Annotated in this window: 22 protein-coding genes; 11 read left to right on the plus strand and 11 right to left on the minus strand. The window is 66.8% G+C overall.

What is annotated here, in order from left to right; all coding sequences use genetic code 11:
• Positions 1–27: 27 nt before the first annotated feature.
• Positions 28–2,427 (plus strand): TonB-dependent siderophore receptor, encoded by a 2,400-nt coding sequence (locus NX068_RS15510; RefSeq protein WP_263462155.1) that lies wholly within the window; start codon positions 28–30, stop codon positions 2,425–2,427.
• 54 nt (positions 2,428–2,481) lie between these two features.
• Here the strand turns inward: NX068_RS15510 and NX068_RS15515 are convergent, their stop codons facing one another.
• Genes NX068_RS15515 through NX068_RS15530 form a run of 4 tightly spaced genes read right to left on the minus strand, consistent with a single transcriptional unit; the run spans position 2,482 to position 6,853 of the window.
• On the minus strand, positions 2,482–3,702 hold the full coding sequence (locus tag NX068_RS15515; RefSeq protein ID WP_263462156.1) for an FAD-dependent monooxygenase: 1,221 nt from the start codon (positions 3,700–3,702) through the stop codon (positions 2,482–2,484).
• The gene (gene pepP / locus NX068_RS15520) at positions 3,695–5,050 is read right to left on the minus strand and encodes a Xaa-Pro aminopeptidase (protein WP_263462157.1); all 1,356 of its coding nucleotides are present in this window, start codon (positions 5,048–5,050) and stop codon (positions 3,695–3,697) included. Before pepP ends, NX068_RS15515 begins: the two co-directional genes overlap by 8 nt.
• A complete protein-coding gene (gene murU / locus NX068_RS15525; protein ID WP_263462158.1) occupies positions 5,047–5,808 on the minus strand; it encodes an N-acetylmuramate alpha-1-phosphate uridylyltransferase MurU in 762 nt (253 codons plus the stop codon). The genes pepP and murU overlap by 4 nt, the downstream gene beginning before the upstream one ends.
• Position 5,809: 1 nt before the next feature.
• Positions 5,810–6,853 carry an aminoglycoside phosphotransferase family protein gene (locus tag NX068_RS15530; RefSeq protein WP_263462159.1) on the minus strand — a complete coding sequence of 348 codons (1,044 nt, stop codon included), beginning with the start codon at positions 6,851–6,853 and terminating at the stop codon, positions 5,810–5,812.
• 118 nt (positions 6,854–6,971) lie between these two features.
• On the opposite strand from NX068_RS15530, the gene NX068_RS15535 reads away from it, so the two are divergent.
• The 4 genes from NX068_RS15535 to rsmA are packed head-to-tail and all read left to right on the plus strand — an operon-like array spanning position 6,972 to position 12,708.
• Complete coding sequence (locus NX068_RS15535) at positions 6,972–9,500, plus strand: LPS-assembly protein LptD (protein ID WP_263462160.1); 2,529 nt, start codon at positions 6,972–6,974, stop codon at positions 9,498–9,500.
• A gap of 31 nt (positions 9,501–9,531) precedes the next feature.
• Complete coding sequence (locus NX068_RS15540; protein WP_263462161.1) at positions 9,532–10,848, plus strand: peptidylprolyl isomerase; 1,317 nt, start codon at positions 9,532–9,534, stop codon at positions 10,846–10,848.
• A complete protein-coding gene (pdxA, locus tag NX068_RS15545; protein ID WP_263462162.1) occupies positions 10,845–11,873 on the plus strand; it encodes a 4-hydroxythreonine-4-phosphate dehydrogenase PdxA in 1,029 nt (342 codons plus the stop codon). The genes NX068_RS15540 and pdxA overlap by 4 nt, the downstream gene beginning before the upstream one ends.
• Positions 11,874–11,904: 31 nt before the next feature.
• A complete protein-coding gene (gene rsmA, locus NX068_RS15550) occupies positions 11,905–12,708 on the plus strand; it encodes a 16S rRNA (adenine(1518)-N(6)/adenine(1519)-N(6))-dimethyltransferase RsmA (protein WP_263462163.1) in 804 nt (267 codons plus the stop codon).
• A gap of 143 nt (positions 12,709–12,851) precedes the next feature.
• On the opposite strand, the gene NX068_RS15555 is transcribed toward rsmA, so the two are convergent.
• From NX068_RS15555 to xth, 3 genes are all read right to left on the minus strand, one after another.
• Positions 12,852–13,043 (minus strand): YgaP family membrane protein, encoded by a 192-nt coding sequence (locus tag NX068_RS15555; protein ID WP_263462164.1) that lies wholly within the window; start codon positions 13,041–13,043, stop codon positions 12,852–12,854.
• A 119-nt stretch (positions 13,044–13,162) separates the two neighbouring features.
• Entirely contained in the window at positions 13,163–13,837 is a 675-nt protein-coding gene (locus NX068_RS15560; RefSeq protein WP_263462165.1) for a Crp/Fnr family transcriptional regulator, read from the minus strand.
• A 4-nt stretch (positions 13,838–13,841) separates the two neighbouring features.
• Complete coding sequence (xth, locus tag NX068_RS15565; RefSeq protein WP_263462166.1) at positions 13,842–14,606, minus strand: exodeoxyribonuclease III; 765 nt, start codon at positions 14,604–14,606, stop codon at positions 13,842–13,844.
• Between the two features lie 317 nt (positions 14,607–14,923).
• Between xth and NX068_RS15570 the strand changes: the two genes are divergently transcribed.
• The 3 genes from NX068_RS15570 (at position 14,924) to NX068_RS15580 (ending at position 17,195) form a co-directional block, all read left to right on the plus strand.
• On the plus strand, positions 14,924–15,565 hold the full coding sequence (locus NX068_RS15570) for a DUF2325 domain-containing protein (RefSeq protein ID WP_263462167.1): 642 nt from the start codon (positions 14,924–14,926) through the stop codon (positions 15,563–15,565).
• 72 nt (positions 15,566–15,637) lie between these two features.
• The gene (locus NX068_RS15575; RefSeq protein ID WP_263462168.1) at positions 15,638–16,261 is read left to right on the plus strand and encodes a superoxide dismutase; all 624 of its coding nucleotides are present in this window, start codon (positions 15,638–15,640) and stop codon (positions 16,259–16,261) included.
• 16 nt (positions 16,262–16,277) lie between these two features.
• The gene (locus NX068_RS15580; protein WP_263462169.1) at positions 16,278–17,195 is read left to right on the plus strand and encodes a ZIP family metal transporter; all 918 of its coding nucleotides are present in this window, start codon (positions 16,278–16,280) and stop codon (positions 17,193–17,195) included.
• A gap of 57 nt (positions 17,196–17,252) precedes the next feature.
• On the opposite strand, the gene NX068_RS15585 is transcribed toward NX068_RS15580, so the two are convergent.
• The 4 genes from NX068_RS15585 to NX068_RS15600 all read right to left on the minus strand — a co-directional run bounded on the left by NX068_RS15585 (position 17,253) and on the right by NX068_RS15600 (position 23,142).
• The gene (locus tag NX068_RS15585) at positions 17,253–19,322 is read right to left on the minus strand and encodes a M3 family metallopeptidase (protein WP_263462170.1); all 2,070 of its coding nucleotides are present in this window, start codon (positions 19,320–19,322) and stop codon (positions 17,253–17,255) included.
• A gap of 111 nt (positions 19,323–19,433) precedes the next feature.
• On the minus strand, positions 19,434–20,207 hold the full coding sequence (locus tag NX068_RS15590; protein ID WP_263462171.1) for a DUF2189 domain-containing protein: 774 nt from the start codon (positions 20,205–20,207) through the stop codon (positions 19,434–19,436).
• A gap of 186 nt (positions 20,208–20,393) precedes the next feature.
• The gene (locus NX068_RS15595; protein ID WP_263462172.1) at positions 20,394–21,329 is read right to left on the minus strand and encodes a phosphoribosylaminoimidazolesuccinocarboxamide synthase; all 936 of its coding nucleotides are present in this window, start codon (positions 21,327–21,329) and stop codon (positions 20,394–20,396) included.
• Positions 21,330–21,828: 499 nt separating this feature from the next.
• On the minus strand, positions 21,829–23,142 hold the full coding sequence (locus tag NX068_RS15600; protein WP_263462173.1) for a DUF3422 family protein: 1,314 nt from the start codon (positions 23,140–23,142) through the stop codon (positions 21,829–21,831).
• 236 nt (positions 23,143–23,378) lie between these two features.
• Here NX068_RS15600 and NX068_RS15605 point away from each other — a divergent pair, with 236 nt between their 5' ends.
• From NX068_RS15605 to NX068_RS15615, 3 genes are all read left to right on the plus strand, one after another.
• Positions 23,379–24,806, plus strand: a complete 1,428-nt coding sequence (locus NX068_RS15605) for an NfeD family protein (protein ID WP_263462174.1) — start codon at positions 23,379–23,381, stop codon at positions 24,804–24,806.
• Positions 24,803–25,588, plus strand: a complete 786-nt coding sequence (locus NX068_RS15610) for a slipin family protein (RefSeq protein WP_263462175.1) — start codon at positions 24,803–24,805, stop codon at positions 25,586–25,588. Before NX068_RS15605 ends, NX068_RS15610 begins: the two co-directional genes overlap by 4 nt.
• A gap of 387 nt (positions 25,589–25,975) precedes the next feature.
• Positions 25,976–26,332, plus strand: coding sequence for a hypothetical protein (locus tag NX068_RS15615; RefSeq protein ID WP_263462176.1), 357 nt, complete (start codon positions 25,976–25,978; stop codon positions 26,330–26,332).
• Positions 26,333–26,430: the final 98 nt, after the last annotated feature.

The raw sequence follows: 26,430 nt of genomic DNA on the forward strand, positions 1-26,430 counted from the left end.
TTCGACCCGCTACAGGAACATCGCATCATGGCCCCACGCACCATCCTGCTCGCAGCAGCCCTGTTCGCCCTCGGCAGTCCCGCCGCCATCGTCCACGCCGCCCCGCTGGATCAACCTGCCCAGCCGCTCGCGCAGGCGCTCGACCGTTTCTCCCGCCAGGCCGGCTTGCAGGTGCTGGCTGCACCGGAGCTGCTTCGCGGCCGGCAGGCCCAGGCCGTCAGCGGCGCGCGGGATGCGGGTGATGCGCTGGCGCAGATGCTGCGCGGGACGGGTCTGCGTGGACGCATCGAAGGCAGGACGCTGGTCATCGAGTCGGCTGCTACGGACGCACCGGTCACCTTGTCTGCGGTCACGGTGACTGCCCAGGACGGCTCTGGCGGCGTGACCGAAGGCACGGGCAGCTATTCCACCGCGGGCTCCAGCACGGCCACCAGGCTTGCACTGTCACTACGCGAGACGCCGCAATCCGTCACCGTCATCACGCGCCAACAGATGGACGACCAGGGGCTGGCCGACATCGCAGATGTGCTCAGGCAGGCTCCGGGGATTACGGTGAATCGCGACAACACGGAAGGCTACAGCTTCTACTCGCGGGGTTTCCTGGTCGAAAACTACCAGTTCGATGGCGTGCCCAGCCTGTCCAGCGCGGGCGGCAACGTGCGCGACAACTACAGCATCACCGACTCCACCATTTACGATCGCGTCGAAATCCTCAAGGGAGCCACCGGCCTCGTCAATGGCGCGGGCAATCCGTCAGGGGTCATCAACCTGATACGCAAGCGTCCGACGGCGGATTTTCGCGGACACGCATCGATCGGTGCGGGTTCATGGGACGACTACCGCGGGGAAGTCGATGTCTCAGGCCCCTTGACCGAGGATGGCCGCCTCCGCGGCCGCCTCGTCGCCGCCGTGCAGGACAGCCGCAGCTTCATCGACCACCTGAAAACCCGCAAGGAAGTGCTGTATGGCATCGTCGAAGCCGACCTGACCGATTCGACCACCCTGTCGCTGGGGGTCAATGTGCAGAAGAACAAGAACGATGCGACGACCAATGCCCATCTGCCTGCGTTCTACTCGGATGGAAGGGTCGCCCGGTTTCCCCGCTCCACGAACGCAGCCGACATCTGGTCATACCGCAACCAAGACACGCAGCACCTGTTCGCCACGTTGGAGCACGATTTCGGCGGCGACTGGAATCTCAAGGCCCACCTTGGTCAGCGCAGGTACGAATCACGCGAGGTTATCGCAGGCATGCGGAATGTGCTGATCGATGCCAACACGCACAGTCATGAGCATGCCAATCCGGTTAACCGGTTCAATACCAACACGACAGAAGAAAACCTGGACTTGCAGGTGTCAGGTGGATATACGCTTTTCGATCGGAAACACCAACTCGTGCTCGGTTACAGCGTAGCGCACACAGATGCTGGTTCGAATTCGTGGATCGGGGCCTCTGATTCGCTGATTTCCGATGTTTTTAACTGGGACAACAATGCGGCCCAACCGACCGACTATGCCTGGGTCTTGTCGTTTAATGCCAAAGTCCGCCAGAAGATTGGCTATGCAGCGACTGTGCTGAAACCGACCGACAGGCTGTCGCTGATCCTAGGGGCTCGGGTTACGGATTACTCGTGGAACCTCGACGGCGTTTTTGCCAGCAATTTCCGGAGCAACTTCTCGACCAAGGTCAGTGGCAAGCTCATTCCCTACGCGGGCGTGACCTTCGACATCGATGGCCATCACACGATCTATGCCTCGTACACCGACGTCTTCAAGCCGCAGGCATACGAGTACGACGTCAACGACCGGCAACTGGATCCGCTGACGGGCAAAAGCCACGAGTTTGGCGTGAAGGGCAGTTACCTCGGCGGCAAGCTCAATGCCAGTGCGGCACTGTTCCAGCTCAAGCAGGACAACTACGCCATCAACGATCCGAGCGGTGCGACCCGCCCCGGCGGCGGCGTCGCACGCGTGGCGATCCAGGGGGTGACGACCAGGGGCGCGGAACTGGAACTCTTCGGCGAACTGTTGCCGGGATGGCAGCTGGGGGCCGGCCTCACTTACATCCAGCCACGCGATGCAGATGACAGACGCGTCAGCACCACGCAGCCGGAGAAAACCTTCAAGCTCTCCACCATGTACCGGCTGCCGGGGGAATGGCGTCATCTGAGCATCGGCGGCAGCGTCCAATGGCAGAGCGAAACCTACTTCATGCAGACGGTTGCGGGTGCGCCCAGGCGCTTCGAACAGGACGGCCATGCAATCGTGGGACTGGTTGCCGGCATGGAATTGAGTCGCCAGCTCAAGGCCACGCTGAATATCGACAATCTGTCCGACAAGAGGTATTACGCGGGTATCGGCAACTACAACACCGTCTATTGGGGAACGCCGCGCAGTCTCAAGCTGAACCTGCGTTATGACTTTTGATCTCTTGGTGTTCCCCGATGTCTTTCATGCATTCCCGCACGCTTGCCCAAGAATTCAAGGCCAGGCGCGGGCGCCGAACATCATGCGGCGGGCGACGAAGTTGCGCAGCGGCGGGAATACGTCGAGGGCGAACAGCGCGGCGCCGCGGGCGTGGCGCAGCGGGGCAACGTCGTTGCTGAATACGCGCACCAGGGTGTCGGTGAAGCGGATCGTGCCGAGGCGGTCGAGGCCGCGGCTGCGGGCGTAGGCGGCCAGCACGGCGGGATCGCCGAGGTCACATGGTGGCTTGGTGGCCGAAGCGGCGCGGGCGCTTTCGTCCTTATGGCGCAGCAGGGTGTCGGCGAGTGCCCAGACGTCGCGCAGCGCGAGGTTGAAACCCTGGCCGGCGACCGGGTGCAGGGTCTGGGCGGCATTGCCGAGCCACACGGTGCGTGGGCCGACCGCGGATTCGCGGTAGCGCAGCAGCAGCGGATAGCGCAGGCGCTTGCCAACGCTTTCCAGCCGCACGCGGTTGCCGATGTGGGCCTGCAGGCGGGCGAGATAGGTCTCGTCGTCCAGCGCCAGCAGCGCATCGGCGGTGTCGGGGCGGGCGACGTGCACCAGCGCATAACCGTCGCCCCTGGGCAGCAGCGCGAGCGGGCCTTCGCGGGTGAAGCGCTCGAAGGCGGTGCCGCGATGGCCGCCGGCAACGGCGACCTGGGCGATCAGGGCATGCTGGCGATAGTCGTGCTCGACCACGTTCGGGTCGCCGGCCTTCAGCCCGCCTTCGGCGCAGGCGGCGAGACGGGTGCGCAGCGTGGACTGGCTTCCTCCGGGGCCGCTCAGGCTGGCGATGAGGTCGTCGCCGCCGGGCGCCAGGTTGGCGACTTCGGTTTCGTCCAGCACCGGAATGCCGGCGGCGTCGACGGCAGCGCGCAGCGCGGCGGCCAGCATGCCCGCGGAGGCGACATAGCCCAGCGCGGGCAGGCCGTGCTCGTCGGCGTCGATCAGGGTGCGGCCGAGGCCGCCTTGCTGGGAGACGTGGATGTGCTCGATCGGCGTGGCCGACAGCGCATCCCACACGCCCAGGTGTTCCAGCGTCAGGCGGCTGCCGTGTGCCAGCGCGAGGTCGCGCGGGTCGCCGGCGACAGCTTCGCGGGAACGGGCGTCGGCCAGCACGATGTCGAGGCCGGCGTCCTTCAGCGCCAGCGCCAGCGCCAGGCCGACCGGGCCGGCGCCGACGATCAGCAGATCGTGGACAGGGACGGAGGCGGGGGCAGGGGCTTCGTCAGCCATGGCTGGCCTCCCGCATCAGGGCTTCGATGTCGGTGACGGCCTTGGGAACGTCGGTCGTGATCAGTTCGCAGCCGTCGGCCGTCACCACCGCGTCGTCCTCGATGCGGATACCGATGTTCCAGAAGCGTTCGGGGACATCGTCGGCGGGACGGATGTAGCAGCCGGGCTCGATCGTCAGCACCATGCCTTCGGCCAGCGGGCGCCATTCGCCGTCGAGCTTGTATTCACCAGCGTCATGCACGTCCATGCCCAGCCAGTGGCCGGTGCGGTGCATGTAGAAACGGCTGTAGGCGTTGCTTTCGATCACACCGTCCAGGCTGCCCTTGAGCAGGCCGAGGTCGATCAAGCCTTGTGCGAGCACTTTCACCGCCGCTTCGTGCGGCGCATTCCAGTGCGCGCCGGGGCGGGTGGCGTCGCGGGCGGCGTGCTGCGCGGCGAGCACGATTTCGTACACTTCGCGCTGCGCAGCGCTGAAGCGGCCATTGACCGGGAAGCTGCGGGTGATGTCCGAGGCGTAGCCGTCGAGCTCGCAGCCGGCGTCGATCAGCAGCAGGTCGCCGTCGCGCAGCCGGCAGTCGTTCTCGATGTAGTGCAGCACGCAGGCGTTGGCGCCGCCGGCGACGATCGAGGTGTAGGCGGGCGCCTGGCTGCCGGCGCTGCGAAAGGCGTGCAGCAGTTCTGCTTCGATCTCGTATTCGAAGCGGCCGGGCCGGGTCGCGCGCATCGCCCGGCAGTGGGCTGCTGCCGAGATCTGCGCGGCGCGGCGCATGGTGGCGAGTTCAGCGGCATCCTTGACCAGGCGCATCTCGTCGAGTTCGGCGCGCAGGTCGCGGATCGAATGCGGCGGCGTGACGCCGGCGCGGGCCTTGCCGCGCACCGTGTTCAGTGCGCCGAGCACGGTGGCATCCCAGGCCTCGTCGTAGCCCAGGCTGGCCCATACCAGCGGCTGGCCGGCGAGATAGTCGGGCAGGCGTTTTTCCAGGTCGCCGATGGTCCAGGCTTCGTCGAAGCCGAAGGTCTGGCGCGCCGCGTCGGGGCCATGGCGATGGCCGTCCCAGATTTCGCGCTCCTCGTTCTTCTCGCGGCAGAACAGGATCTGCTTCGGTTCCTCGCCGGCAACCAGGACGACGACGGCCTCGGGCTCGCGGAAGGCGGTGAGGTAGTAGAAATAGCTGTCGTGGCGGTAAGGGTAGTGGGTGTCGCGGTTGCGGATGCGCTCGGGCGCGGTCGGCAGGACGGCAACGCCGCCGCCGGCGGCCTGCATGCGCGCGAGCAGGCGTTCGCGGCGGGCACGGAAGGGCGCGAGATCGGGCGACGGGACGGTAGCGGGCGGAGTCGGTGCGTTCATGGCGCGATTATCTCATTGTCTGCCGCGGCAGCCGGCTTCCGTCCCGTTCGCAGGTGGTGATCGAGTGCCGCGAGCTGGGCCGGCGTGCCGACGTTTTCCCAGTGGCCGTCGTGGCGTTCGCCGGAAGCGTGGCCGGCGGCGATGCTGCGGCGGTAATAAGGCGTCATCGCCAGCTTCTCGCCGGGGCTGATGCCCTCGAACAGGCGGGAGTCGTAGAGGCCGATGTTGCCGAAGGTGAGGCGCGCGCCCTTGTCCGAGCCATCCAGCGACAGCAGGCCGCTTTCGTCGAGCGCGAAGTCGCCGGCCGGATGAAAGGGCGGGTTGGGCACCATGACGAGGTGCATGCGCGGTTCGGCGCTGCCGGCCATCGCGGCGGCGCGCGGCAGCAGGCGGCGGTAGTCGTAGTCGGTGTGGATGTCGCCGGAGACGGCGAGAAAGATTTCACCGTCTGTGCTCGCCGTCCGCCCGGTCAGTAGCGGAAGTGCCTGGGCGATGCCGCCGGCCGTCTCCAGCGCGGTCGTCTCCGGCGAATAGCGCAGGCGCACGCCGTAGCGGCTGCCGTCGCCCAGTGCGGCTTCGATCCGGTCGCCGAGCCAGGCGTGGTTGATGACGATGTCGACGATGCCGGCGCGGGCGAGGGCTTCGATCTGCCACACGATCAGCGGCTTGCCGCCGGCTTCGAGCAGCGGCTTGGGGCAGTGGTCGGTCAGCGGCCGCATGCGCTCGCCGCGGCCGGCGGCGAAGATCATCGCTTTCATGTCAGAAGGTGTAGCCGACCCGGGTTTCCTCGGGTTCGAGGCGGTCGAGCAGCTTCAGCAGCGGGCCGAGGTCGCGGTAGCGCTTGCAGGCGCGGCGCAGATGGTCCATCACCAGCGGCATGTCGGCCAGGTAGCCGTCCTTGCCGTCGCGGTGGCAGAGGCGGGCGAAGATGCCGAGCACCTTCAGGTGGCGCTGCACGCCCATCCATTCGAAGTCGCGGTGGAAGTCGGCGAATTCCTCGCGCACCGGCAGGCCGAGCTTCTTCGCGGTTTCCCAGTAGCGGATCAGCAGATCGAGGACGAACTCCTCGTCCCAGCGGATGTAGGCGTCCTTGAACAGCGACACCAGGTCGTAGCTGATCGGGCCGTGGACCGCGTCCTGGAAGTCGATGATGCCGGGGTTGGTACCGAGGCCGTCGCCGGCTTCGAGCAGCATCAGGTTGCGCGAGTGGTAGTCGCGGTGCACGAAGACCTTGGGCTCGGCCAGGTTGACCGCGAGGATGCGTTCGAAGGCGGTGTTCAGCAGTGCCGTTTCGGCCTCGCTCAGCGTGACGCCCTTGTGGCGGGCGACGTACCACTCGGGGAACAGCATCATCTCGCGCAGCAGCAGGGCACGGTCGTACTCGGGCAGCACACCGGGGCGGCTGGCGTGCTGGATGGCGGCGAGCGAGCCGAGCGCATCGGCGTACAGATGGGCGGCGCGATGCGGGTCGCCGCCGCCTTCTCCCCCCTCCGCCTTCAGCGCGGCCAGGTAGGTCGTCGAGCCGAGATCGGACAGCAGCAGGAAACCCTGCTCGAGATCCTGCGCCAGCACCTCGGGCACGTGGGCGCCTGCGGCGCGGAACAGTTCGGCCACCTGCAGCCAGGGGCGCACGTCTTCCTTGCCCGGCGGGGCGTCCATGACGATGCGGGAAGGGCTGCCATCGGCGAAGCTGGCGCGGAAGTAGCGGCGGAAGCTGGCGTCGGCCGAGGCCGGTGCGAGATCGAAGGACTGGCCGGGCAGGGTGGCGGCGAGCCAGGCACGCAGTTGTTCGAGGCGTTGCAAGAGGAAGTTCTCCACGGGCGTTCGTGTACAATTCGCAAGTTTATCAACACGGTCGTGCGACAGGGGATCGCCCTGCGAACGATGGAAAGCGTTTGCCTTCATGCCTCTGAATACGCGCATGCGTCTGATCCCCTTCCTGCTGTGCTGGCTGTCCGGCACGGCGCTCGCGGCCGGCCTGCCGCCGCTGATCGTATCGCCCGATCTGGTACGAAGCCCGGAGCCCGTTGCTGGTCCCGCCGGTTCGGCGACCGGCGCCACTACCGGTCCGACGGCTAGGCCGGCCGAATCCGCTGCCAATGCGGCTTCCCGGCCTGCTGCGGCAGTACCGGCCGCCCCTGCAGCAAGGGCCGGGGCGCGCGTTTCGTCGACGCTGCAGCCGGCCCCTGCCGATGCTGAAGCAGCGGAGCAGGAGCGGGCGGCTGCCGGAGCCGCGGCCGAAGAGGAAATCGCCCTGCCGGCGGGCAGCACTTCGGTGAAGGCGCTGAGAATCCTCGGCGCGCGCAGCATCGAGCTGGTTGCCGATGGCGAGGCCGAGTTGCAGCGCGACGACATGATCCTCACCGCCGATCGTGTCACCTATCGCGAGCCGATCGACGAGGCCGTGGCCGAAGGCAACGTGGAACTGCAGCAGGGCGAGGACACCATCGCCGGCCCCAGGGCGACGATGGTGATCGGCGACAGCACCGGTACCTTCGAGTCGCCGGCCTACCGGATTTCGCGTCAGCGCCAGCCCAGCTTCACCGGCGAAGCGCCACGCATCGTTTCGGGCAGCGGCGAAGCCGACCTGCTGCGGCTCGAAGGCGAGAACCAGTACCACCTGCAGAACGCGACCTGGTCGACCTGCGAGGCCCGCGACCCCGACTGGTACATCCGCGCGGGCGAGCTCGACCTGGACTACGACCGTGAGGTCGGCACCGCGCGCGACGCCTCGATCGTGTTCAAGGACGTGCCGATCTTCTGGATGCCGTGGGCGGAGTTCCCGCTCACCGCCCGCCGCCAGTCCGGCCTGCTGCCGCCGACCTTCGGTTCGTCGAACAAGACCGGCGTGGATCTCGCGCTGCCGTATTACTGGAACATCGCGCCCAACTACGATGCCACGATCACGCCGCGCTTCATGAGCCGGCGCGGCGTCCAGTTCGGCGGCGAGTTCCGCTACCTGGGCGAAAGCTACCGGGGCGAGTCGCGCGTCGAATGGATGCCGAAGGACAGGCTGACGGGCGAGGACCGCACGCTGGCATCCATCCAGCATCAGCAGCGGATCACGTCGAGCCTGTACGGCTCGCTCGATTTCAACTCGGTGTCGGACGATCGTTATTTCGAGGATCTGTCGTCCCGTATCGGCGTCGCCTCGCGGATCAACCTGCTGCGGCAGGGGCAGCTCACCTACCGGAGCTCGAACTGGTGGAGTGCGACCGTTCGCGCGCAGAGTTACCAGACCCTGAACCCGGACGAGGAATCGAGGAACGTCTCGCCCTATCGCCGGCTGCCGCAGGTCCTGGTGGAGGGCAAGCGTCCCGATCTGCCGGGCGGGCTGACCGGGGCCCTCACCACCGAATTCGTCAGGTTCGAGCATCCCGACGCCGACAAGAACAAGGACGAAGGCACGCGCTTCGTCGCCTATCCGCAGCTCTCGCTGCCTTTGACCGGCGCGGCATGGTTCGTGACGCCGAAGGCGGGCCTGCACTACACCAGCTACGACCTCGATCGTTCGCCGCTGCCGCAGAACGCCGCCAAGCCCAATTCGATGACGCGTTCGGTGCCGATCTTCTCGGTGGACTCCGGGCTGTTCTTCGAGCGCGAGACGACGATCTTCGGCGGCAGCTATCTGCAGACGCTGGAGCCGCGCCTGTACTACCTGAGGGTGCCGTCGCGGGACCAGCAGGACATCCCGAATTTCGACAGCAGCCGCTTCGACGTCGGCTTCGCCCAGATGTTCTCCGAGAACCGCTACTCGGGCAGCGACCGGATCGGCGACGCCAACGACCTCACCGCCGCGCTGACGACGCGCTTCATTGATGCCGAAACCGGCGTCGAGCGCCTGCGCGCGATGGTCGGCCAGCGCTATTACTTCTCCGACCAGGACGTCTACCTGTTCAATCGGGACGAACTGCGCGACGCCGGCCGCGGCACCGAAATCCTGCTCGGCCTGGGCGGACGCCTGTCCCGCGAGTTCTCGCTGAACTCCTACCTGCAGTACAACACCGAGACCAGCCGCACCGAACGGGCGAACTTCAACCTGCGCTACCAGCCCGACTACGCCAAGGTGCTGAATTTCAGCTATCGCTACGCCCCCGAACTGCGCATCGCTGAGAATCTGGTCGGCCTCGAGGACATCGACGTGTCGGGCCAGTGGCCGCTGGGCGGCGGCTGGTACGGCGTCGGCCGCGTCACTCATTCGCTGCTCGACAACCGCATCACCGAAGCGATCGGCGGCCTCGAATACAACGGCGGCTGCTGGGTGCTGCGCGTCGCCGTGCATCGCTTCGCGCTCGAGCGCGACGACGTTTCGAAAGCCATCTACGTGCAGCTCGAACTGAACGACCTGGCCGGCATCGGCTCCAATCCGATCAACCTGCTGACGCGCAGCGTGCCCGGCTATGGCAAGATCAACGATTCTTCGGCCGACCGCGTGTTCGGCATGGATTGAAACCCCGCGAGCAACCCATCAGATAATGATCATGAATCGTCCCCTGTCCCGTTCCCGTTCGCTGCTCGCCGTTGGCATCGCCAGCCTGGTCCTGAGTTTTCCGCTGCATGCCGCGCCGCAGGCGGTGGCGGTCGATCGCATCGTCGCCGTCGTCAATGACGAAGTGATCACCGCGCTGCAACTGCGGTCGCGCGTCGACCAGGTCGTGCGCCAGCTCCAGCGCCAGGGCGTCGAACTGCCGCCTCGGGAAGTGCTGGAGCAGCAGTTGCTGGAGCGCCTGATCATCGAGCGTGCGCAGCTGCAACTGGCGCGCGAGACTTCGCTGCGGGTGGATGACGCCACGCTGGAGCGTGCGATCGAGCGCATCGCCTCGAACAACCAGTTGAACATCGACCAGTTGCGCGGGACGCTGGAGCAGGACGGCGTATCGTGGTCGCGCTTCCGCGACGAGATCCGCACCGAGATTCTGCTGACCCGGCTGCGCGAGCGCGAGGTGGAAAGCAAGATCGTCGTCACCGACGCCGAAATCGACAACTTCCTTGCCAGCAATCCGGATGCCTTTTCGGGCGAGGAGTTCGAGGTCGCCCACATCCTGCTGCGCGTGCCGGAGCAGGCTTCGCCGGAGCAGATCGAAGCGCTGCGCGGGCGCGCCGAAAGCGTGATGGCCCGTCTGCGCTCGGGCGAGGATTTCGCCCGCGTTGCCGCCGAAGTGTCGGATGCGCCCGATGGCCTGTCGGGCGGCAGCCTGGGCTGGCGTCCGCTCGACCGCCTGCCGGCGCTGTTCGCCGACGTGGTGCGCGAAATGCGCCCCGGCGAGACTTCGCCCGTCCTGCGCAGCGCCTCCGGCCTGCACATCGTGCGCCTGATCGATCGCCGCGGTGGCGGCGACACCGCCGTGGCCCAGATGGAGCAGACGCGCGCCCGCCACATCCTGATCAAGACTTCCGAAGTGCTGTCCGACGCCGATGCCGAGGCGCGCCTGATGGGCATCCGCGAGCGCGTCGTCAATGGCGCCGACTTCGCCGAACTGGCCAGGGCCAATTCGGCGGACCTGTCCGCGGCCAAGGGCGGCGACCTCGGCTGGCTCAACCCGGGCGACACCGTACCCGAATTCGAACGCGCGATGGACGCGCTGCAGCCGGGTGAAGTCAGCATGCCGGTGGAGTCGCCGTTCGGCTGGCATCTGATCCAGGTCGTCGAGCGCCGCGTGCAGGACGTCACCGACGAACGCAAGCGCAATGCCGCCCGCGCCGCGCTGCGCGAACGCAAGGCCGACGAGGCCTACGACGACTGGCTGCGCCAGTTGCGCGACAGCACCTACGTCGATCTGCGCCTGGACCGCGAGTGAGCGCTGCCGGGGTTTCCAGGCCGGTCGTCGCCATCACCAGCGGCGAGCCGGCCGGCATCGGGCCGGAGCTGTGCGCCCGCTTGGCCGAGCGTCAATGGCCGGTCCGGCCGGTCGTGCTCGGTGACCTCGAGCTACTGCGCGAGCGTGCCGGTGCCTTCGGCAGTGCGACGGCGTTCCGGCCCTGGCAGCCCGGCACGCAGTCGGACGCACCGGACGGGACCATCGACGTGCTGCATGTGCCGCTCGCCCGGCCGGCCGTCCCCGGCGTGCTCGATGCGGCCAATGGCGCCTACGTGCTCGGCCTGCTCGACCGCGCGATCGCCGGCTGTGTCAGCGGCGAGTTCGCCGCCATGGTCACCGCGCCGGTGCATAAGGGCGTCATCTGCGAAAACCTGGGTGCGGCCGAGGCGCTGCCTTTCAGCGGCCATACCGAATACCTGGCCGAGCACACCAAGACGCCGCGGGTGGTGATGATGCTGGTCGGCGGCGGTCTGCGCGTCGCGCTCGTCACCACCCATCTGCCGCTGGCCCGGGTGCCGGCGGCGATCACGCCGCAGGCGCTGGAGGAAACGCTGCGCATCCTGCACGCCGACCTGGTGCGCCACTTCGGCCTTGCCGCGCCGCGCATCCTCGTCGCCGGCCTCAACCCGCATGCGGGTGAAGGCGGGCACATGGGGCGCGAGGAAATCGACGTCATCGAGCCGGTGCTGGCGCGGCTGCGCGCCGAAGGCATGCAGCTCGTCGGCCCGCTGCCGGCGGATACGCTGTTCGTGCCGCACACGCTGGCGCAGGGCGACGCGGTGCTGGCGATGTACCACGACCAGGGGCTGCCGGTGCTGAAGCATGCGAGCTTCGGCGGCGGCGTCAATGTCACGCTCGGCCTGCCGATCATTCGCAGCTCGGTCGACCACGGCACTGCGCTCGACCTCGCCGGCAGCGGCCGGGCCGACCCCGGCAGCCTGTTCGCCGCGCTGGAGCTGGCGGCGACGATGGTCGCTGCCCGCGCAGCCCACGCTGCGGCCTGAGCAGCGCCGGCGCACGACGACGAGGACCCCGATGCAAGACCGTGAAACCGACGGCCACCGCGCACGCAAGCGCTTCGGCCAGAACTTCCTGTCCGACCCCAACATCATCCGCCGCATCATCGATGCCATCCGTCCGCAGGCGGGCGAGACGATGGTCGAGATCGGCCCCGGCCTGGGGGCGATGACCGCGCCGCTGATCGAGCGTCTCGGCCACCTCCACGTGGTCGAGATCGACCGCGACCTGATCGCGCGCCTGCACGAGCGCTATACGCCGGACCAGCTCACGGTGCATGAAGGCGATGCGCTGAAGTTCGATTTCGGCAGCCTGTGTACCGACGGAGAACGCTCGCTGCGCATCGTCGGCAACCTGCCGTACAACATCTCCACGCCGATCCTGTTCCATCTCGCCGACTTCGCCGACCAGGTCAGGGACATGACCTTCATGCTGCAGAAGGAAGTCGTCATGCGCATGGTCGCCGAGCCGGGCACCGAGGAATACGGCCGCCTGTCGGTGATGCTGCAATACCGCTTCCGCATGGGCAGGATGTTCGACGTGCCGCCCGGCGCCTTCCGTCCGGCGCCCAAAGTTATGTCCAGCATCGTGCGCATGGCGCCGCTGCCCAGGGAACAGCTCGGGGCGCAGGACGAGGCGCTGCTCGGCCAGATCGTCACCGCCGCTTTCGGCCAGCGCCGCAAGACGCTGAAGAACACGCTGCGTGAGTTCATGGGTGATGCCGATTTCGACGCTCTGGGCATCGATGCCGGCCTGCGCGGCGAGAAACTGTCGGTCGCGCAGTTCGTCGCGATCGCCAATCACTGCAGCGCGCGGGGATGAGGACAGGGGCTTCAGAACTGGCGTAGGCTGGATGGGCCGTCTTTCGGCAGCAATGAAAACGGCAGGACTCCAGTGGTGGAAGCCTGCCGTTTTTTCTTGCCGCGGCGCCCCGAGATGTTCGAGTTGCCGCGTCGCGCCTCAGCTTACTTCTTGCTCAGCGGGCAGGTATTGAGGCCGAGCAGCGGATAGAGCGGGCACCAGCCCATGGCGCCGGTGGCCAGCGGCACGATGCCGATCCAGGCCCAGACCGGCCCGCCCATCAGGGCCCAGGCGATCAGCGCGATGCCGGCCACGATACGCAGGATCCTGTCGATACCGCCTACGTTCTTCTTCATGATGTTCTCCTTGCAAGGATGGGATAGCGCTTCGATTGGAGCACGCCATTCCATTCGCGGTCTGTAACCACGGTTACAGAGCGGCCGGCCAAGGAGAAACCGTCGGGGGCCCGGCCGTCTCAGGCCCTGGTCGAGCCCTCGGCCGCCAGCCGGCGCAGACCCGCCGGATCGAGGATTTCCACCTGTTCGCGCGCCAGCCGCACCAGGCCCTGGTCGGCGAAGCTCTTCAGCAGGCGGCTGACGATCTCGCGCACGCTGCCCAGTTCATCGGCCAGTTGCTGATGGGTGACGTGCAGCATGCGGCCCTTGCCCAGCAGCAAGGCGGCCAGGCGTTGGTCGAGCTTGCGGAAAGCCACTTCCTCGATCAACTGCATCAGGTCGGCGATGCGTTCGGCAAACAGATGGAAGATGAAGTCGCGGAACGGGCGTTCGTTCATCATGTCGTCGAACACTGTCTTCGGCAGCAGCATCAGCAGCGTGTCGGTTTCGGTGACGCCGCGGGCGTTGTAGTCCTCGTGGCCGAGCAGGCAGGACGAGGAGATGATGCAGGTTTCGCCCGGCGCGACGCGGTACAGCGGCAGTTCGCGCCCGTTCGGCGCGCACTTGCTGACGCGCACCGAGCCTTCGACGATGAAGGGAAAGCCTTCGCAGGCCTGGCGGTCGTCGAACAGCATCGCGCCGGCCGGAACACGCATCCAGCGGGCGCTCCGCAGGACGCGCAGGCGCGCATCCGCGGACAGCCTGTCCAGGATCGGATAGCAGGCCGAGAGGCGATCGGCTTCGGTGGCGTCCATGGTCTCAAGCAAGTTCGAGTACGACCGGGGCGTGGTCGGAAGGCCGTTCCAGACGGCGGGGCGCCTTGTCCACCGTGCAACTGCGGCAAGCCTCGCGCAGCGCCGGGGATACCAGCAGATGATCGATGCGCAGGCCGAAATTGCGCCGGAAAGCCATCATGCGGTAGTCCCACCACGAGAAGGCGCGCTCGGGCTGCTCGAACAGGCGGAAGGCATCGACCAGCCCCAGATCGAGCAGGGCGCGGAAGGCCTCGCGTTCCGGCACGGAAACGTGGATCTCGTCCTTCCAGTCCGGATGGGCGTCGCGGTCCTCGGGAGCGATGTTGAAGTCGCCCGCCAGCACCAGGCGCTCGTGCGTCTTCAGTTCCTCGCGCAGCCAGCCGGTCAGCGCGGCCAGCCATTTCAGCTTGTATTCGAACTTGTCCGAACCCACCGCTTGGCCGTTGGGGAAATAACCGCAGACCACCCGCAGGCCATCGATGGTGGCGGCGATGATGCGTTTCTGCTCGTCCTCGAAGCCGGGGATGTTGCGCACCACCGTCGCTTCGTCGATCGGCCGCGGGCTGAGGATGGCGACGCCGTTGTAGGTCTTCTGGCCGATGAACACCGCGTGGTAGCCGGCGGCTTCAAGTTCGGCGGTGGGAAAGGCCTTGTCTTCGAGTTTCAGTTCCTGCAGGCACAGCGCGTCGGGCGTGTTGGCAGCCAGCCAGTCGAGGACCTGCGGCAGGCGGACCTTGAGGGAGTTGACGTTCCACGTAACGATTTTCATCTGATCGGTATTTCGTTTCGATAGGAGCCCGTTGGCGGCTCCGTGTGAGCGTGACGGTGCGGCCGCAAGTCGCGGAGAGCATCCCGGCAGCCTCGCGGCAGCAGACCATTCAGCCACGACTTGCCGCATAACACAACTCGCACGGCAGATGCGGCACCGCAGGCGATTTGATCATGGCCGGAGAGGATCATTACTGTTTGCTACTTGAACAAAAATCATTCTCATTTATAGTGTCGTCTTATCTTCTTTGTCACTCACCATGACGAAGCGTCCCGATCATCGCATCCTCCGTATGCGCAAGACTTGTGAGGCCGACCATGGAATACGCCAGCCATGACTTCGATCAACTCGCCGAGGAACATCGTGCGCTGATGCACGACTATGGCCGTACGCAACGGCGCTGCACGGAACAGTTGCACGCGCAGGCGCGCGAGCTGGAGCGCCTGCAGGCGCAGGTGATGCGTCTGCAGGCCGAGGTCATCAGGCGTGAAACCGCGCTGGCCTGGGAGCGGGAAGATCGTGCCGCGCTGGAAGCGGCGATTCCCGGCCTGCCCAAGCGCGTCACGCTGGCGCGCCATGTGGAGACGCTGGTCGCGCGCATCCAGGTGCTGATGCGCGAACGCCTGCAGTGGGAAAAAAGGCCGCGAGGCAGAGCGGTCGGCCAATGGGATGGCAATGATGCGTCGACTGTCGCCGAGGAGCCAGCAGCGCCCGGGACGGTGCTGGACCCCGAGGCGCTGGAAGCGAGCCTGCGTGCTGCCGACCTGGTGATCTGCCAGACCGGCTGCCTGAGCCACGGCGACTACTGGCGGGTGCAGGACTACTGCAAGCGGACCAACAAGACCTGCGTGTTCGTCGAGCAGGCCGAGGTGCCGAACATCGCTGGTGCGCAGAGGATCGGTGCCGGGGAGCTGCGGGTGCTGAGTCTCGCGGACGACGTACCGGGCAAGCGCACATGAGCGGCCGGTCCTGTCGTCCCCCGTCCTGTAGCTGTTTCCCCCCCTGTTCCCCCAATTTTCCGGTAGATCGACATGCCCCATACCCTGCCTGCTTTGCCCTACGCCTACGACGCACTGGAGCCGCACATCGATGCGCAGACGATGGAGATCCATTACAGCAAGCACCACCAGACCTATGTGAACAACCTCAACGCGGCGCTGGAAGGCACGGAATATGCCGCGCTCCCGATCGAACAACTGATCGCGCAGGTCGAATCGCTGCCGGAAGCCCTGCGCGCGCCGGTGCGCAACAACGGCGGCGGGCACGCCAATCACAGCCTGTTCTGGACGGTGATGTCGCCCACCGGCGGCGGCAAGCCGGACGGCGATCTGGCGCGTGCCATCGATGCCGATCTCGGCGGCTTCGATGCCTTCAGGGAGGCTTTCACGAAAGCCGCGGTGAGCCGCTTCGGCAGCGGCTGGGCCTGGCTGACGGTGGACGAGGCCGGCAGGCTGGCGGTCGAGAGCAGCGCCAACCAGGACAATCCGGCGATGAAGGGGATCGGCTCGGGCAACACCGCGATCCTCGGGCTGGATGTCTGGGAGCACGCCTACTATCTTAAGTATCAGAACCGGCGGCCCGAATACATCGCCGCGTTCTACAACGTCATCGATTGGGCCGAGGTTGCCCGTCGCCATGCCGTGGCGCGGGGATAAGCGGGACGATCATCATATGGACGAGACGCCTACTCTGGATTCTCCACCCCCCTGGTGGCGCGGCTGGCGGCCGAGGCAATGGCTCGGCCTGGCCATCTACGTGGCGGGCGCGCTCGTCCTGCTCGTGCAGAGCTGGCGCTTCGTCCAGGGCAATCCGGTGGTGCTGAGCGCGCTGATCGGCGGCTCGGTGGCGGCGCTGGCGACTGCGCTCGGCACGCTGCCGGTGCTGTTCTCGCAGCGCCTGTCCGATCGCGTGCAGGACAGCCTGTTCGGCTTCGGTGCCGGTGTCATGCTGGCAGCCAGCGCGTTTTCGCTCGTCATTCCGGGCTTGCAGGCGGCGGAGGACACCGGCAGCTTCGGCGGCGGGCCATGGGCGGCCGGTGCCGTCGTCGGCATTGCCATTCTGCTGGGCGGTGTTGTGCTGCTGGTGATGGATCGCCTGCTGCCGCACGAACACTTCATCAAGGGGCGCGAAGGCGCGGTGGCGCAGAAGCTGCGCCGCACCTGGCTGTTCGTTTTCGCGATTGCGCTGCACAACCTGCCCGAAGGGGTGGCGATCGGGGTTGGTTACGCCGGCAATGAAGGCATGCGGGCCAACGCCCTGGCGATGGGCATCGCGATCCAGGACGTGCCGGAAGGGCTGGTGGTGGCCGTCGCGCTGTTGGCGGCGGGCTATCGGCGCGCGGTCGCGGTCGGGCTGGGGATCGCGTCCGGCCTGGTCGAGCCGGTCGGCGCCGTACTGGGCGCCGCGGTGGTCGGCTACTCGGCAGCGCTGCTGCCGTGGGGGCTGGGTTTCGCGGCCGGTGCGATGCTGTTCGTGATCAGCCACGAGATCATCCCCGAATCACACCGCAAGGGGCACGAGGCTTATGCCACGGCGGGACTGATGATCGGCTTCGTGCTGATGATGGTGCTGGACACCGCGCTGGGCTGATGTTGCCGATGCCGCCGCCCGGTCATGGGCGGCGGCATTCGGCCATCAGGCTTTCATTCAGGCATCCACCATGCCGCTGTGGCGCAGCAGGGCGTCGACTTTCGGCTCGCGGCCGCGGAAAGCCTTGAAGGATTCCAGCGCCGGGCGGCTACCGCCCACGGCCAGAATCTCGCGCCAGAAGCGCGCGCCGGTTTCGGGGTCGAGCAGGCTGCCCTTGCCGGTGCCGGCTTCCTCGAAGGCCTCGAAGGCATCGGCCGACAGCACTTCCGCCCACTTGTAGCTGTAATAGCCCGCCGCGTAGCCGCCGGCGAAGATGTGCGAGAAGCTGTGCGGGAAGCGGTGCCAGGCGGGCGGAATCAGTACCGCCACTTCCTTGCGCACTTCGTCGAGCAGGGCCATCACGCGCTCGATCGGCACGGGCCCGGCGGCGGCGTCCAGCTCGCTGTGCAGGCGCAGGTCGAACATCGAGAATTCGAGCTGGCGCACGGTCTGCATGCCGCTCTGGAAGTTCTTCGCCGCGATCATCTTGTCGTACAGCGCACGCGGCAGCGGTTCGCCGCTGTCGACATGGGCGGTCATGCCTTGCAGCACGTCCCACTCCCAGCAGAAGTTCTCCATGAACTGGCTGGGCAGTTCGACCGCGTCCCACTCCACGCCGTTGATGCCGGACACCGCCAGTTCGTCCACCTGGGTCAGCAGGTGGTGCAGGCCGTGGCCGCATTCGTGGAACAGGGTCAGCACGTCGTCGTGGGTGAAGGTGGCCGGTTTGCCGCCGACCGGGCCGGGGAAGTTGCACACCAGATAGGCGACCGGCGTGCTGCTGCCCCAGGTGTCGCGATGGCGGCTGCGCGCCGAGTCCATCCAGGCGCCGCCGCGCTTGGTCGGGCGCGCATGCAGGTCGAGGTAGAAGTGACCGAGGAGCTCGCCTTCCTTCTCGATGCGGAAGAAGCGCACGTCCGGATCCCAGGCCGGCGCCTCGTCGGGCAGGATGTCGACGCGGTACAGGGCGCGGATCACACCGAACAGGCCGTCCAGCACCTTGGGCTCGGGGAAGTACTGCTTCACTTCCTGGTCGGAGTAGGCGTAGCGCTGCTGGCGCAGTTTTTCCGAAGCGTAGGCGACGTCCCAGGGCTGCAGGTCGGCGAGGCCGAGCTCCTGCGCGGCGAAGGCGCGCAGTTCGTCCAGATCGCGCTCGGCGAAAGGCTTGGCCTTGGCGGCGAGATCGCGCAGGAAGCCGAGCACCTGTTCGGGCGTGTCGGCCATCTTCGGCACCAGCGACACTTCGGCGAAGTTGCGGTAGCCGAGCATGCGCGCTTCTTCGTCGCGCAGCGCGAGGATGCGGCCGATCAGCGGACCGTTGTCGAGTTCGGGATCGCCGAGTTCGGAGGCGCGGGTGGCGTAGGCGCGATACATGCGCGCGCGCAGCTCGCGGTCGTCGGCGTATTGCAGCACCGGCAGGTAGGACGGCATCTGCAGCGTGAATTTCCAGCCGGGCTTGCCGTCGGTTTCGGCGGTGGCGCGGGCGGCTTCGCGCGCATCGTCGGGAATGCCGGCGAGCTGGCTTTCGTCGTCGATCCACTCCGCGTGGGCGTTGGTGGCGTCGAGCAGGTTCTCGGAGAACTTCGCCGCGAGCTGCGACTGTTCTTCCTGAATCTCCTGGAAGCGCGGCTTCTGTTCGTCCGGCAGTTCGGCGCCGGACAGGCGGAAGTCGCGCAGGCCGTGTTCGAGGATGAGCTGGCGCACCGGCGACAAGGTGGCGAATTCCGGGCTGTTGCGCAGTGCCTTGTATTTCTCGAACAAGGCCAGGTTCTGGCCGACTTCGGCATAGAAGCGCGAGATGTCCGGCAGCATGGCGTTGTAGGCTTCGCGCCATTCGGGCACGTCGAACACGCTGTGCAGGTGGCCGACCACGCCCCAGGCACGGCCCAGGCGTTCGCCGGCTTCGTCCATCGGGCCGACGAAGCCGTCCCAGGTCGGTGTCGCCGGGTCGCCGGTGAGGCGCTCGATCAGGCGGCGGTTCTCATCGATCAGGTGCTCGATGGCGGGTTTGACGTGTTCCGGCTTGATGTCGGCAAAGCGCGGCATGCCGGAAAAGTCGAGCAGGGGATTGGCGACGGCATCGTTCATTGGGCTGAATCTCGGTGGCGGTTGTGGGTTGCTGGCCAGGGCGGGCTATTGTGCCGCAAAATGTCACGGGCGCCGCGGCCGGCGCCCGTGAGGGTATTGCCGATATGGCAGTCAGCCGACCATGTCGCGATAGGCATGCCAGGTGGCATGGCCGAGCAGCGGCAGCAGGATGATCATGCCGATCATCATCGTGGCGAAGCCGAGCGCGACCAGCACGACGATCAGCGCTGCCCACAGCGCCATGGCGCCGAGGTTGACGGCCACCGCGCGCAGGCTGGTCATGGCTGCGGTGATCGCGTCGGTGTCGCGGTCCATCATCATCGGAATCGCGATCGCCGACAGCGCGAACACCACGGCTGCCAGCACGCCGCCCGCCACCATGTAGGCCAGGACGAAGGAGAGGTGGTCGCCGGACAGGAAGACGTCGCCGAAGAAGTTCGTCACTTCGGGTAGGTTGCCGCCGTAAAACAGCGCGAACAGGATGGCCGACATGCGTTCCCAGCCGATCAGGGTGATGGCGAGGAAGGCGCCGAAATAGGCCATGCCGTCGGCGTGCTGCCACAGGCCGCGCAGAGAGCCGGCCAGCGAGACGGGCTCACCGCGTTCGTGACGGCGGGATATCTCGTACAGCCCCGCCGCCGCGATCGGGCCGATCAGCAGAAAGCCCGAGATTGCCGCGGTAAACAGATAGGGCGCGGTCGCGGCGTAGGACAGGATGGCATAGCCGATCGCGGCGAGAATGAAGCCGTAGGCAAGGCTGGCGCCCAGGTTCGCGCGCATGTCGCTCCAGCCCATGCGCAGCCAATGGAAGGGACGTGATGCATCGACTTCGCGTATGCGGGGAAGGTGGAAATGCTGTTCCAGCGAGCTGAGCGGCTTGTCCATGGCAACCTCCGGTGATTTGACGTGGGTCGAACACACCACACCGCCATGCCGTGCACGACGGTGTCGGGCTGCCTCTGAGACCAGGAAAAAAACCGCGAGTTCGGAAATGCGAGTCGTTTGCGTTGCCTGTGGCAGCGCCGATACCTGCCTGCCTGCCTGCCGGCCGGGCATCGGCGCCGGCGAGCATCAGTCGAGCTTGTAGCCCGTCAGGCGCTGGTAGGCGTCGCGGTACTTGTCCGCCGTATGCTCGATGACGTCGGCCGGCAGCCTCGGGCCGGGCGCGGTCTTGTTCCAGTCGAGCGTTTCCAGGTAGTCGCGCACGTACTGCTTGTCGAAGGAGGGCGGGCTGATGCCTTCGCGGTAGCTGTTGGCCGGCCAGAAGCGCGAGGAGTCCGGCGTCAGCGCCTCGTCGATCAGGTGCAGCGTGCCGGCGTCGTCGATGCCGAACTCGAACTTGGTGTCGGCGATGATGATGCCGCGGCCGGCGGCATAGCTGGCCGCTTCCGAGTACAGCGCGATCGCGGCCTTGCGGGCCTCTTCGGCGAGCTGGGCGCCGGTCTTGCCGGTGCTGGCGAGCGCGTCCTTCAGCATCGTGTCGCAGCGTTGCTGGGCCTGCTCGAAGGAGATGTTCTCGTCGTGCTCGCCCATCTCGGCCTTGGACGAGGGCGTGAAGATCGGCGCCGGCAGCTTCGCCGCCTGCTGCAGGCCGGGGGGCAGGGCGATGCCGCAGATGGTGCCGGTGGCCTGGTAGTCCTTCCAGCCGGAGCCGATCACGTAGCCGCGCACCACGGCCTCGATCGGCAGCGGCTTCAGGCGCTTGACCACCAGCGCGCGGTCGCGCACCTGGTCGCGCTCGTCGGCGGCGACCACGGTCTCGGGGTCGATGCCGGTGAGCTGGTTGGGCAGGATGTGGCCGAGCCGTTCGAACCAGAAGTTGGCCAGCGCCACCAGCACGCGGCCCTTGTCCGGGATCGGGTCGGGCAGGATCACGTCGAAGGCCGACAGGCGATCGCTGGTGACGATCAACAGCTTGTCGTCGTCGATGGCGTAGATGTCGCGCACCTTGCCGCGGCCGAGCAGCGGCAGGCTGGTGATGGAAGTTTCGAAGAGGGGAGTCGCCACGGTCTGGCCTCGCTTGCTGGCAAAGCGGGAATTATAGGGGAGTGCCGTTCGCTGCGCGCCGTCGTGGGCGATGCGGGAGGACGTGATCGGCGTCACCCGGCAAATCCGGCCCCGGGGCCGGGCAGACTCCGTTCCGCTGCCGGCCGGTGCCGTGCCCGAGCCTGGATCGCTCGCGCCGTTGTCCGCAGCGTTCGGCTTGCTGGTGCTGGCCTGCCCGCGGTCGGGGGCGCCGGGGCTGAGGTGCCGCGCTCGGCCAGCCTGCCGTCGTTCCTCGCGAGTTGCCAGCTCAGGTAGAGCAGGAAAGTGATGCCGCTCCAGTGCGGCAGTGCGGTCAGCTGCGGGAGTTGTGCCATCACCGCGGCGAACGCGGGCATGGGAGGGATGAGCGCAAGGCCCATGCGCGCGCCTCCGGATACATGGAGGCTGCGCATGGTGGCGGAGCAACTGTCGTCCGCGGTATTGAACGGAATGGATAGCGCAGGCGGATGTGCGGCCGTGCTCAGTGCCCGCCGCTGCCTTCTTCCTTGGCGAGCGCCTTGCGCATGCGGCGCAGGCCCATGAAGACGAAGCCGGCGATCACCGGAATGGAGATCGCGGTGAGGATTTCCGGCGTGAGCGGGGTGATCAGGTCCTTGGCGCCCTTGGCGACGTAGTTCACCAGTTGCGAGGCATAGTAGGTGATCGCCACCACCGACAGGCCTTCCACCGTTTCCTGCAGGTGGAGCTGGATCTTGGCGCGGCGGTTCATCTGCGCCAGCAGTTCCTGGTTCTGGCGTTCCAGCTCGATGTCCACCCGCGTGCGCAGCAGTTGCGAGTTGCGTGCGATCCGTGCCGACAGGTCGTCCAGCCGGCGGGAGATGGTGCTACAGGTATCGATTGCCGGCACCAGGCGGCGGTCCATGAACTCGCTGATCGGCGACAGGCTGGGCAGGCGTTCCTCGCGCAGATCCTCGATGCGCTGGCGCACCAGCCGGTAATAGGCCGCCGCGGCGCCGAAGCGGAACGTGGTACGCGCTACCGAGCGCTCGACTTCGGCGGCCAGCCGCGACAGGCGGCTGAGGATCGAACGGTCATCCTCGGCATTGCGTGCCTGGCTCATGCCGTCCATCAGGTCCGCCAGTTCGTCTTCGGCCCGCGACACCAGGCGGCCGACCTCCTTGGCGACAGGGAAGGCGAGCAGGGCCATCACGCGGTAGGTTTCGATTTCCACCAGGCGCTGGGCGATGCGGCCGGCCTGGCGCGGGGTGAGGTGATCGTCCAGCACGAGGAAATGCGAAAACCCGTCGTGCAGGTGGAAGTCGGTCAGCACCCAGCCGGCGCCGCCGGCGATTTTCGAGGCGACCAGGGGATGGCCGTGGGGCGACTGTTGCTGCAGTACGGTCTCCAGGGGCAGGTCGGCAGCCCGGCGTATCTCGATGTGCGTGGCCGCGATCAACTGGCCGGGGATCGCGTCGAGCCAGGCGGTGGGTACGTTCAGCAGCGCGTAATCGCCGTTGCCGGTTGCGGCCGGATCGATGCGGCGGAAGAAGCAGTAGCTCGAAAACTCGTTGTGCCGTTCCCATTTCAGGCGGAAGCCGCCCGTGCCCTGTGCGCCGACGCTCAATTCGATGTGGCCGGAGCCGGGGTCGGGCATGGGCAGGGCGAGCTGTTCGGCCAGTGCCCGCAGGTGGCCGGCTTCGCGTTCGGCGCTGCCTTCGTGGTGGGTGAAGGCGAGATAGGTGACGAAGGCCGGCGTGTCCAGCGCAACCGGCGGCCGGGCATGGATCTCGCCGCTGAGACTCCAGCGCAGGGGGTGTTGTTCGAACTGGGGCATGGCGTCCTGGAGCCTGGTTTCGCCCGGTTGCGGGGCTTGGGGGCACAATCTTGCCGATCGGCGCCGGACATGACAAGCACGCCCGTGCGCAAGCCCGGCCGGCATGCAGCGGTGCGATCGTTCGCAGATGCTTGAACTTTGGTGCCGCCCTGCCTTTCGAATAGGCACGGACATGCAAGGACACCGGCGGAGGTCATGGCATGCGGGAACCCAGGGTTTCATCGTTCGGATGGCTGATGTGGGGATTGCTGGCTGCGCTCGTGATCGCTCTCGGCGGTGCCGTGGCCAGCGGCCAGGACAAGCGGGTGGTCGTGCTGCGTGTGGATGGCGTGATCGGTCCGGCCACTGCCGACTATCTGCACCGTGGGCTGGCACGCGCGGCCGAGCAGGGAGCGGAGCTGGCGGTGATCGAGATGGACACCCCCGGCGGGCTCGATACTTCGATGCGCCTGATCATCAAGGACATTCTGGCCTCGCCGGTGCCGGTGGCGACCTTCGTCGCGCCCGAAGGTGCCCGGGCCGCAAGCGCAGGCACTTACATCCTCTATGCCAGCCATGTGGCGGCGATGGCGCCGGCGACCAACCTCGGTGCGGCCACACCGGTGGCGATCGGCATCGGCGGTGCGCAGCCGAGGCCGCCGGACACCGAAGCGGGTGCCGAATCGGACTCCGGAGCGGATGCCGCCAAGCCGGCCGGCAAGGACGATGAAGCCGGTGCTGCGCCGGCGCGGAGGCCATTGGCCGGCGGCGATGCGATGAGCGCGAAGTCGGTGGCCGATGCCGCCGCCTACATCCGCAGCCTGGCGCAACTGCGCGGGCGCGATGCCGACTTCGCCGAGCGGGCGGTACGCGAGGCGGCCAGCCTGTCGGCGGACGAGGCCTTGCAGCAGGGCGTGATCGATCTGGTCGCCGCGGATCTGCCCGATCTGCTGGCCCGCCTCGATGGCCGTGAGCTCAGGCTCGGCAGCGGCACCGTCACGCTGGCGACGCGCAACGCGGTGATCGAGCGCCACGAGGCGGACCTGCGCAATCGCGTGCTGGCCGTGCTCGCCCATCCGCAGGTGGCACTGATCCTGATGATGATCGGCATCTACGGCCTGTTCTTCGAAGCCACTTCGCCCGGCTTCGGCGTGCCCGGCGTGGCCGGCGCGATCTCGCTGCTAATCGCGCTCTATGCCTTCCAGTTGTTGCCGGTGAATTGGGCCGGCGTGGCGCTGATCGCAGTGGGTGCCGGGCTGATGCTGGCCGAAGCCTTCCTGCCGAGCTTCGGCGCCTTCGGCATCGGCGGCGTGATCGCCTTCGTCGTCGGCGGCCTGTTCCTGATGGATGCCGAAGCGCCCGGCTTCGGCGTGCCGCTGCCGCTGCTCGTCGGCCTGGCGCTGGCCAGCGCGGCGATCCTGCTGGCGATCGGCAGTTTCGCCGCGCGCAGCTTCAAGCGGCCGGTGGTCAGCGGGCGCGAGGAAATGGCCGGTGCCGTCGGCACGGTGCTCGGTCCGGCCGGCGGCGGCGACTGGTGGGTGACGGTACATGGAGAGAGCTGGCGGGCGCGCAGCGAAGCGCCGCTGGCGGCCGGCGCCAGGGTGCATGTCGTCCGCCTCGACGGCCTGACCCTGGAAGTAGCCCCCGAACCTGTTTCCATCGATGCGAGGAGTAAAACGCCATGATCGACCTTCAACTGGGGTTCGCTCCCCTCATCATCCTGCTGCTGTTCGTGCTCGCCACTTCGATCAAGATCCTGCGCGAGTACGAGCGCGGTGTGATCTTCCTGCTCGGCCGCTTCTGGAAAGTGAAGGGCCCCGGCCTGGTGATCGTGATTCCCGGCCTGCAGCAGATGGTCAAGGTGGACCTGCGCGTGGTGACCATGGACGTGCCGGCGCAGGACGTGATCTCGCGCGACAACGTTTCGGTCAAGGTCAATGCCATCGTGTTCTTCCGCGTGGTCGATCCGCAGAAGGCGATCATCCAGGTCGAGAACTACCTCGTCGCCACCAGCCAGCTCGCGCAGACGACGCTGCGCGCGGTGCTCGGCAAGCACGAGCTGGACGAGATGCTGGCCGAACGCGAGCGCCTGAATCTCGACGTGCAGCAGATACTCGACGCCCAGACCGACTCCTGGGGCATCAAGGTGACCAACGTCGAGATCAAGCACATCGATCTCAACGACAGCATGGTCCGCGCCATCGCCCGCCAGGCCGAGGCCGAACGCGAGCGGCGGGCCAAGGTGATCCATGCCGAAGGCGAAAAGCAGGCGGCGCAGACGCTGAGTGAAGCGGCCGGGATGCTGTCGCGCGAACCGGCCGCGATGCAGTTGCGCTACCTGCAGACGCTGACGCAGGTGGCCGGCGAGCACAATTCGACGATCGTGTTCCCGGTGCCGGTGGAACTGCTCGGCAATCTGCTGGGGCAGGGCGGCAAGACGGTGCAGCGGCCCGACGACCGCGCCTGACAAGGCCCGCCCCGCCATGCACTGCCGTGGCGGCGAACCGCGCCTTGCCCGGGGGAAGGCGCGATGGCGGATGGTGAAGTTCTCGTCCTGCCTCGGCCTTCCGCAGCGCTTGGCAAGCCCACCTGATCGCCTGCCAATCCATACGATCAGTCTACCCGCACGCCCGCTACCCGTCGGAAGAATGCCCCGGGCCACCGGCCACCACCGCGGCATAACCGTAGTTGTTATGCGGCACATCGACGGCCAGGTGGTACTTTCTTCTACACGGACACGGGAGAACGCAGTCACTCCATGCCGTGCGCCGCCGCCCGTTCCCTCCCGGCCAGTGCCGTGGAACTGCGCTGCGCGATCGATCGACTCGCACCGTGTCGATGAGGAGGAAAAGAGATGGCCTGGCTCCTGGAGTTGAGGGATTGCACAACTGTCGATGAACACAATCGACACTATCGGGATGTTCCAAAAGAAGAATTCAGAGACATATACCTTGATGCACACAGCAGATTGGGCGGAAAACACGACGGTTCTGAAAAATGGAATTCTTTCTACAAGAACTTCAGCGGGATGTTCCTGGTTGATGACAGATGCTCCAGTCAAGAGGATTGCTGCATCGTCATACAGTCAAGCATCAATGAAAACATCGCCAAGATAAGATTCTGCGATGCGGCGGCCGGCAGGCAGGTACGCGCTATCGTCATCGAATCGATCAATGAAGCCATAAGCCACAAGACACTGGATAGCGAATGATTCGGCACTCGATCAGGCTGTACAGATCAAGTATTCCCCTGACACCGGCCCCGGGCCGGTGTTGTTTTACGCAGCTTCCATCATCGGCACTTCGGGCT

Source organism: Thauera carbonicopians, assembly GCF_025699485.1.
In the GTDB taxonomy this organism is placed as follows: domain Bacteria; phylum Pseudomonadota; class Gammaproteobacteria; order Burkholderiales; family Rhodocyclaceae; genus Thauera.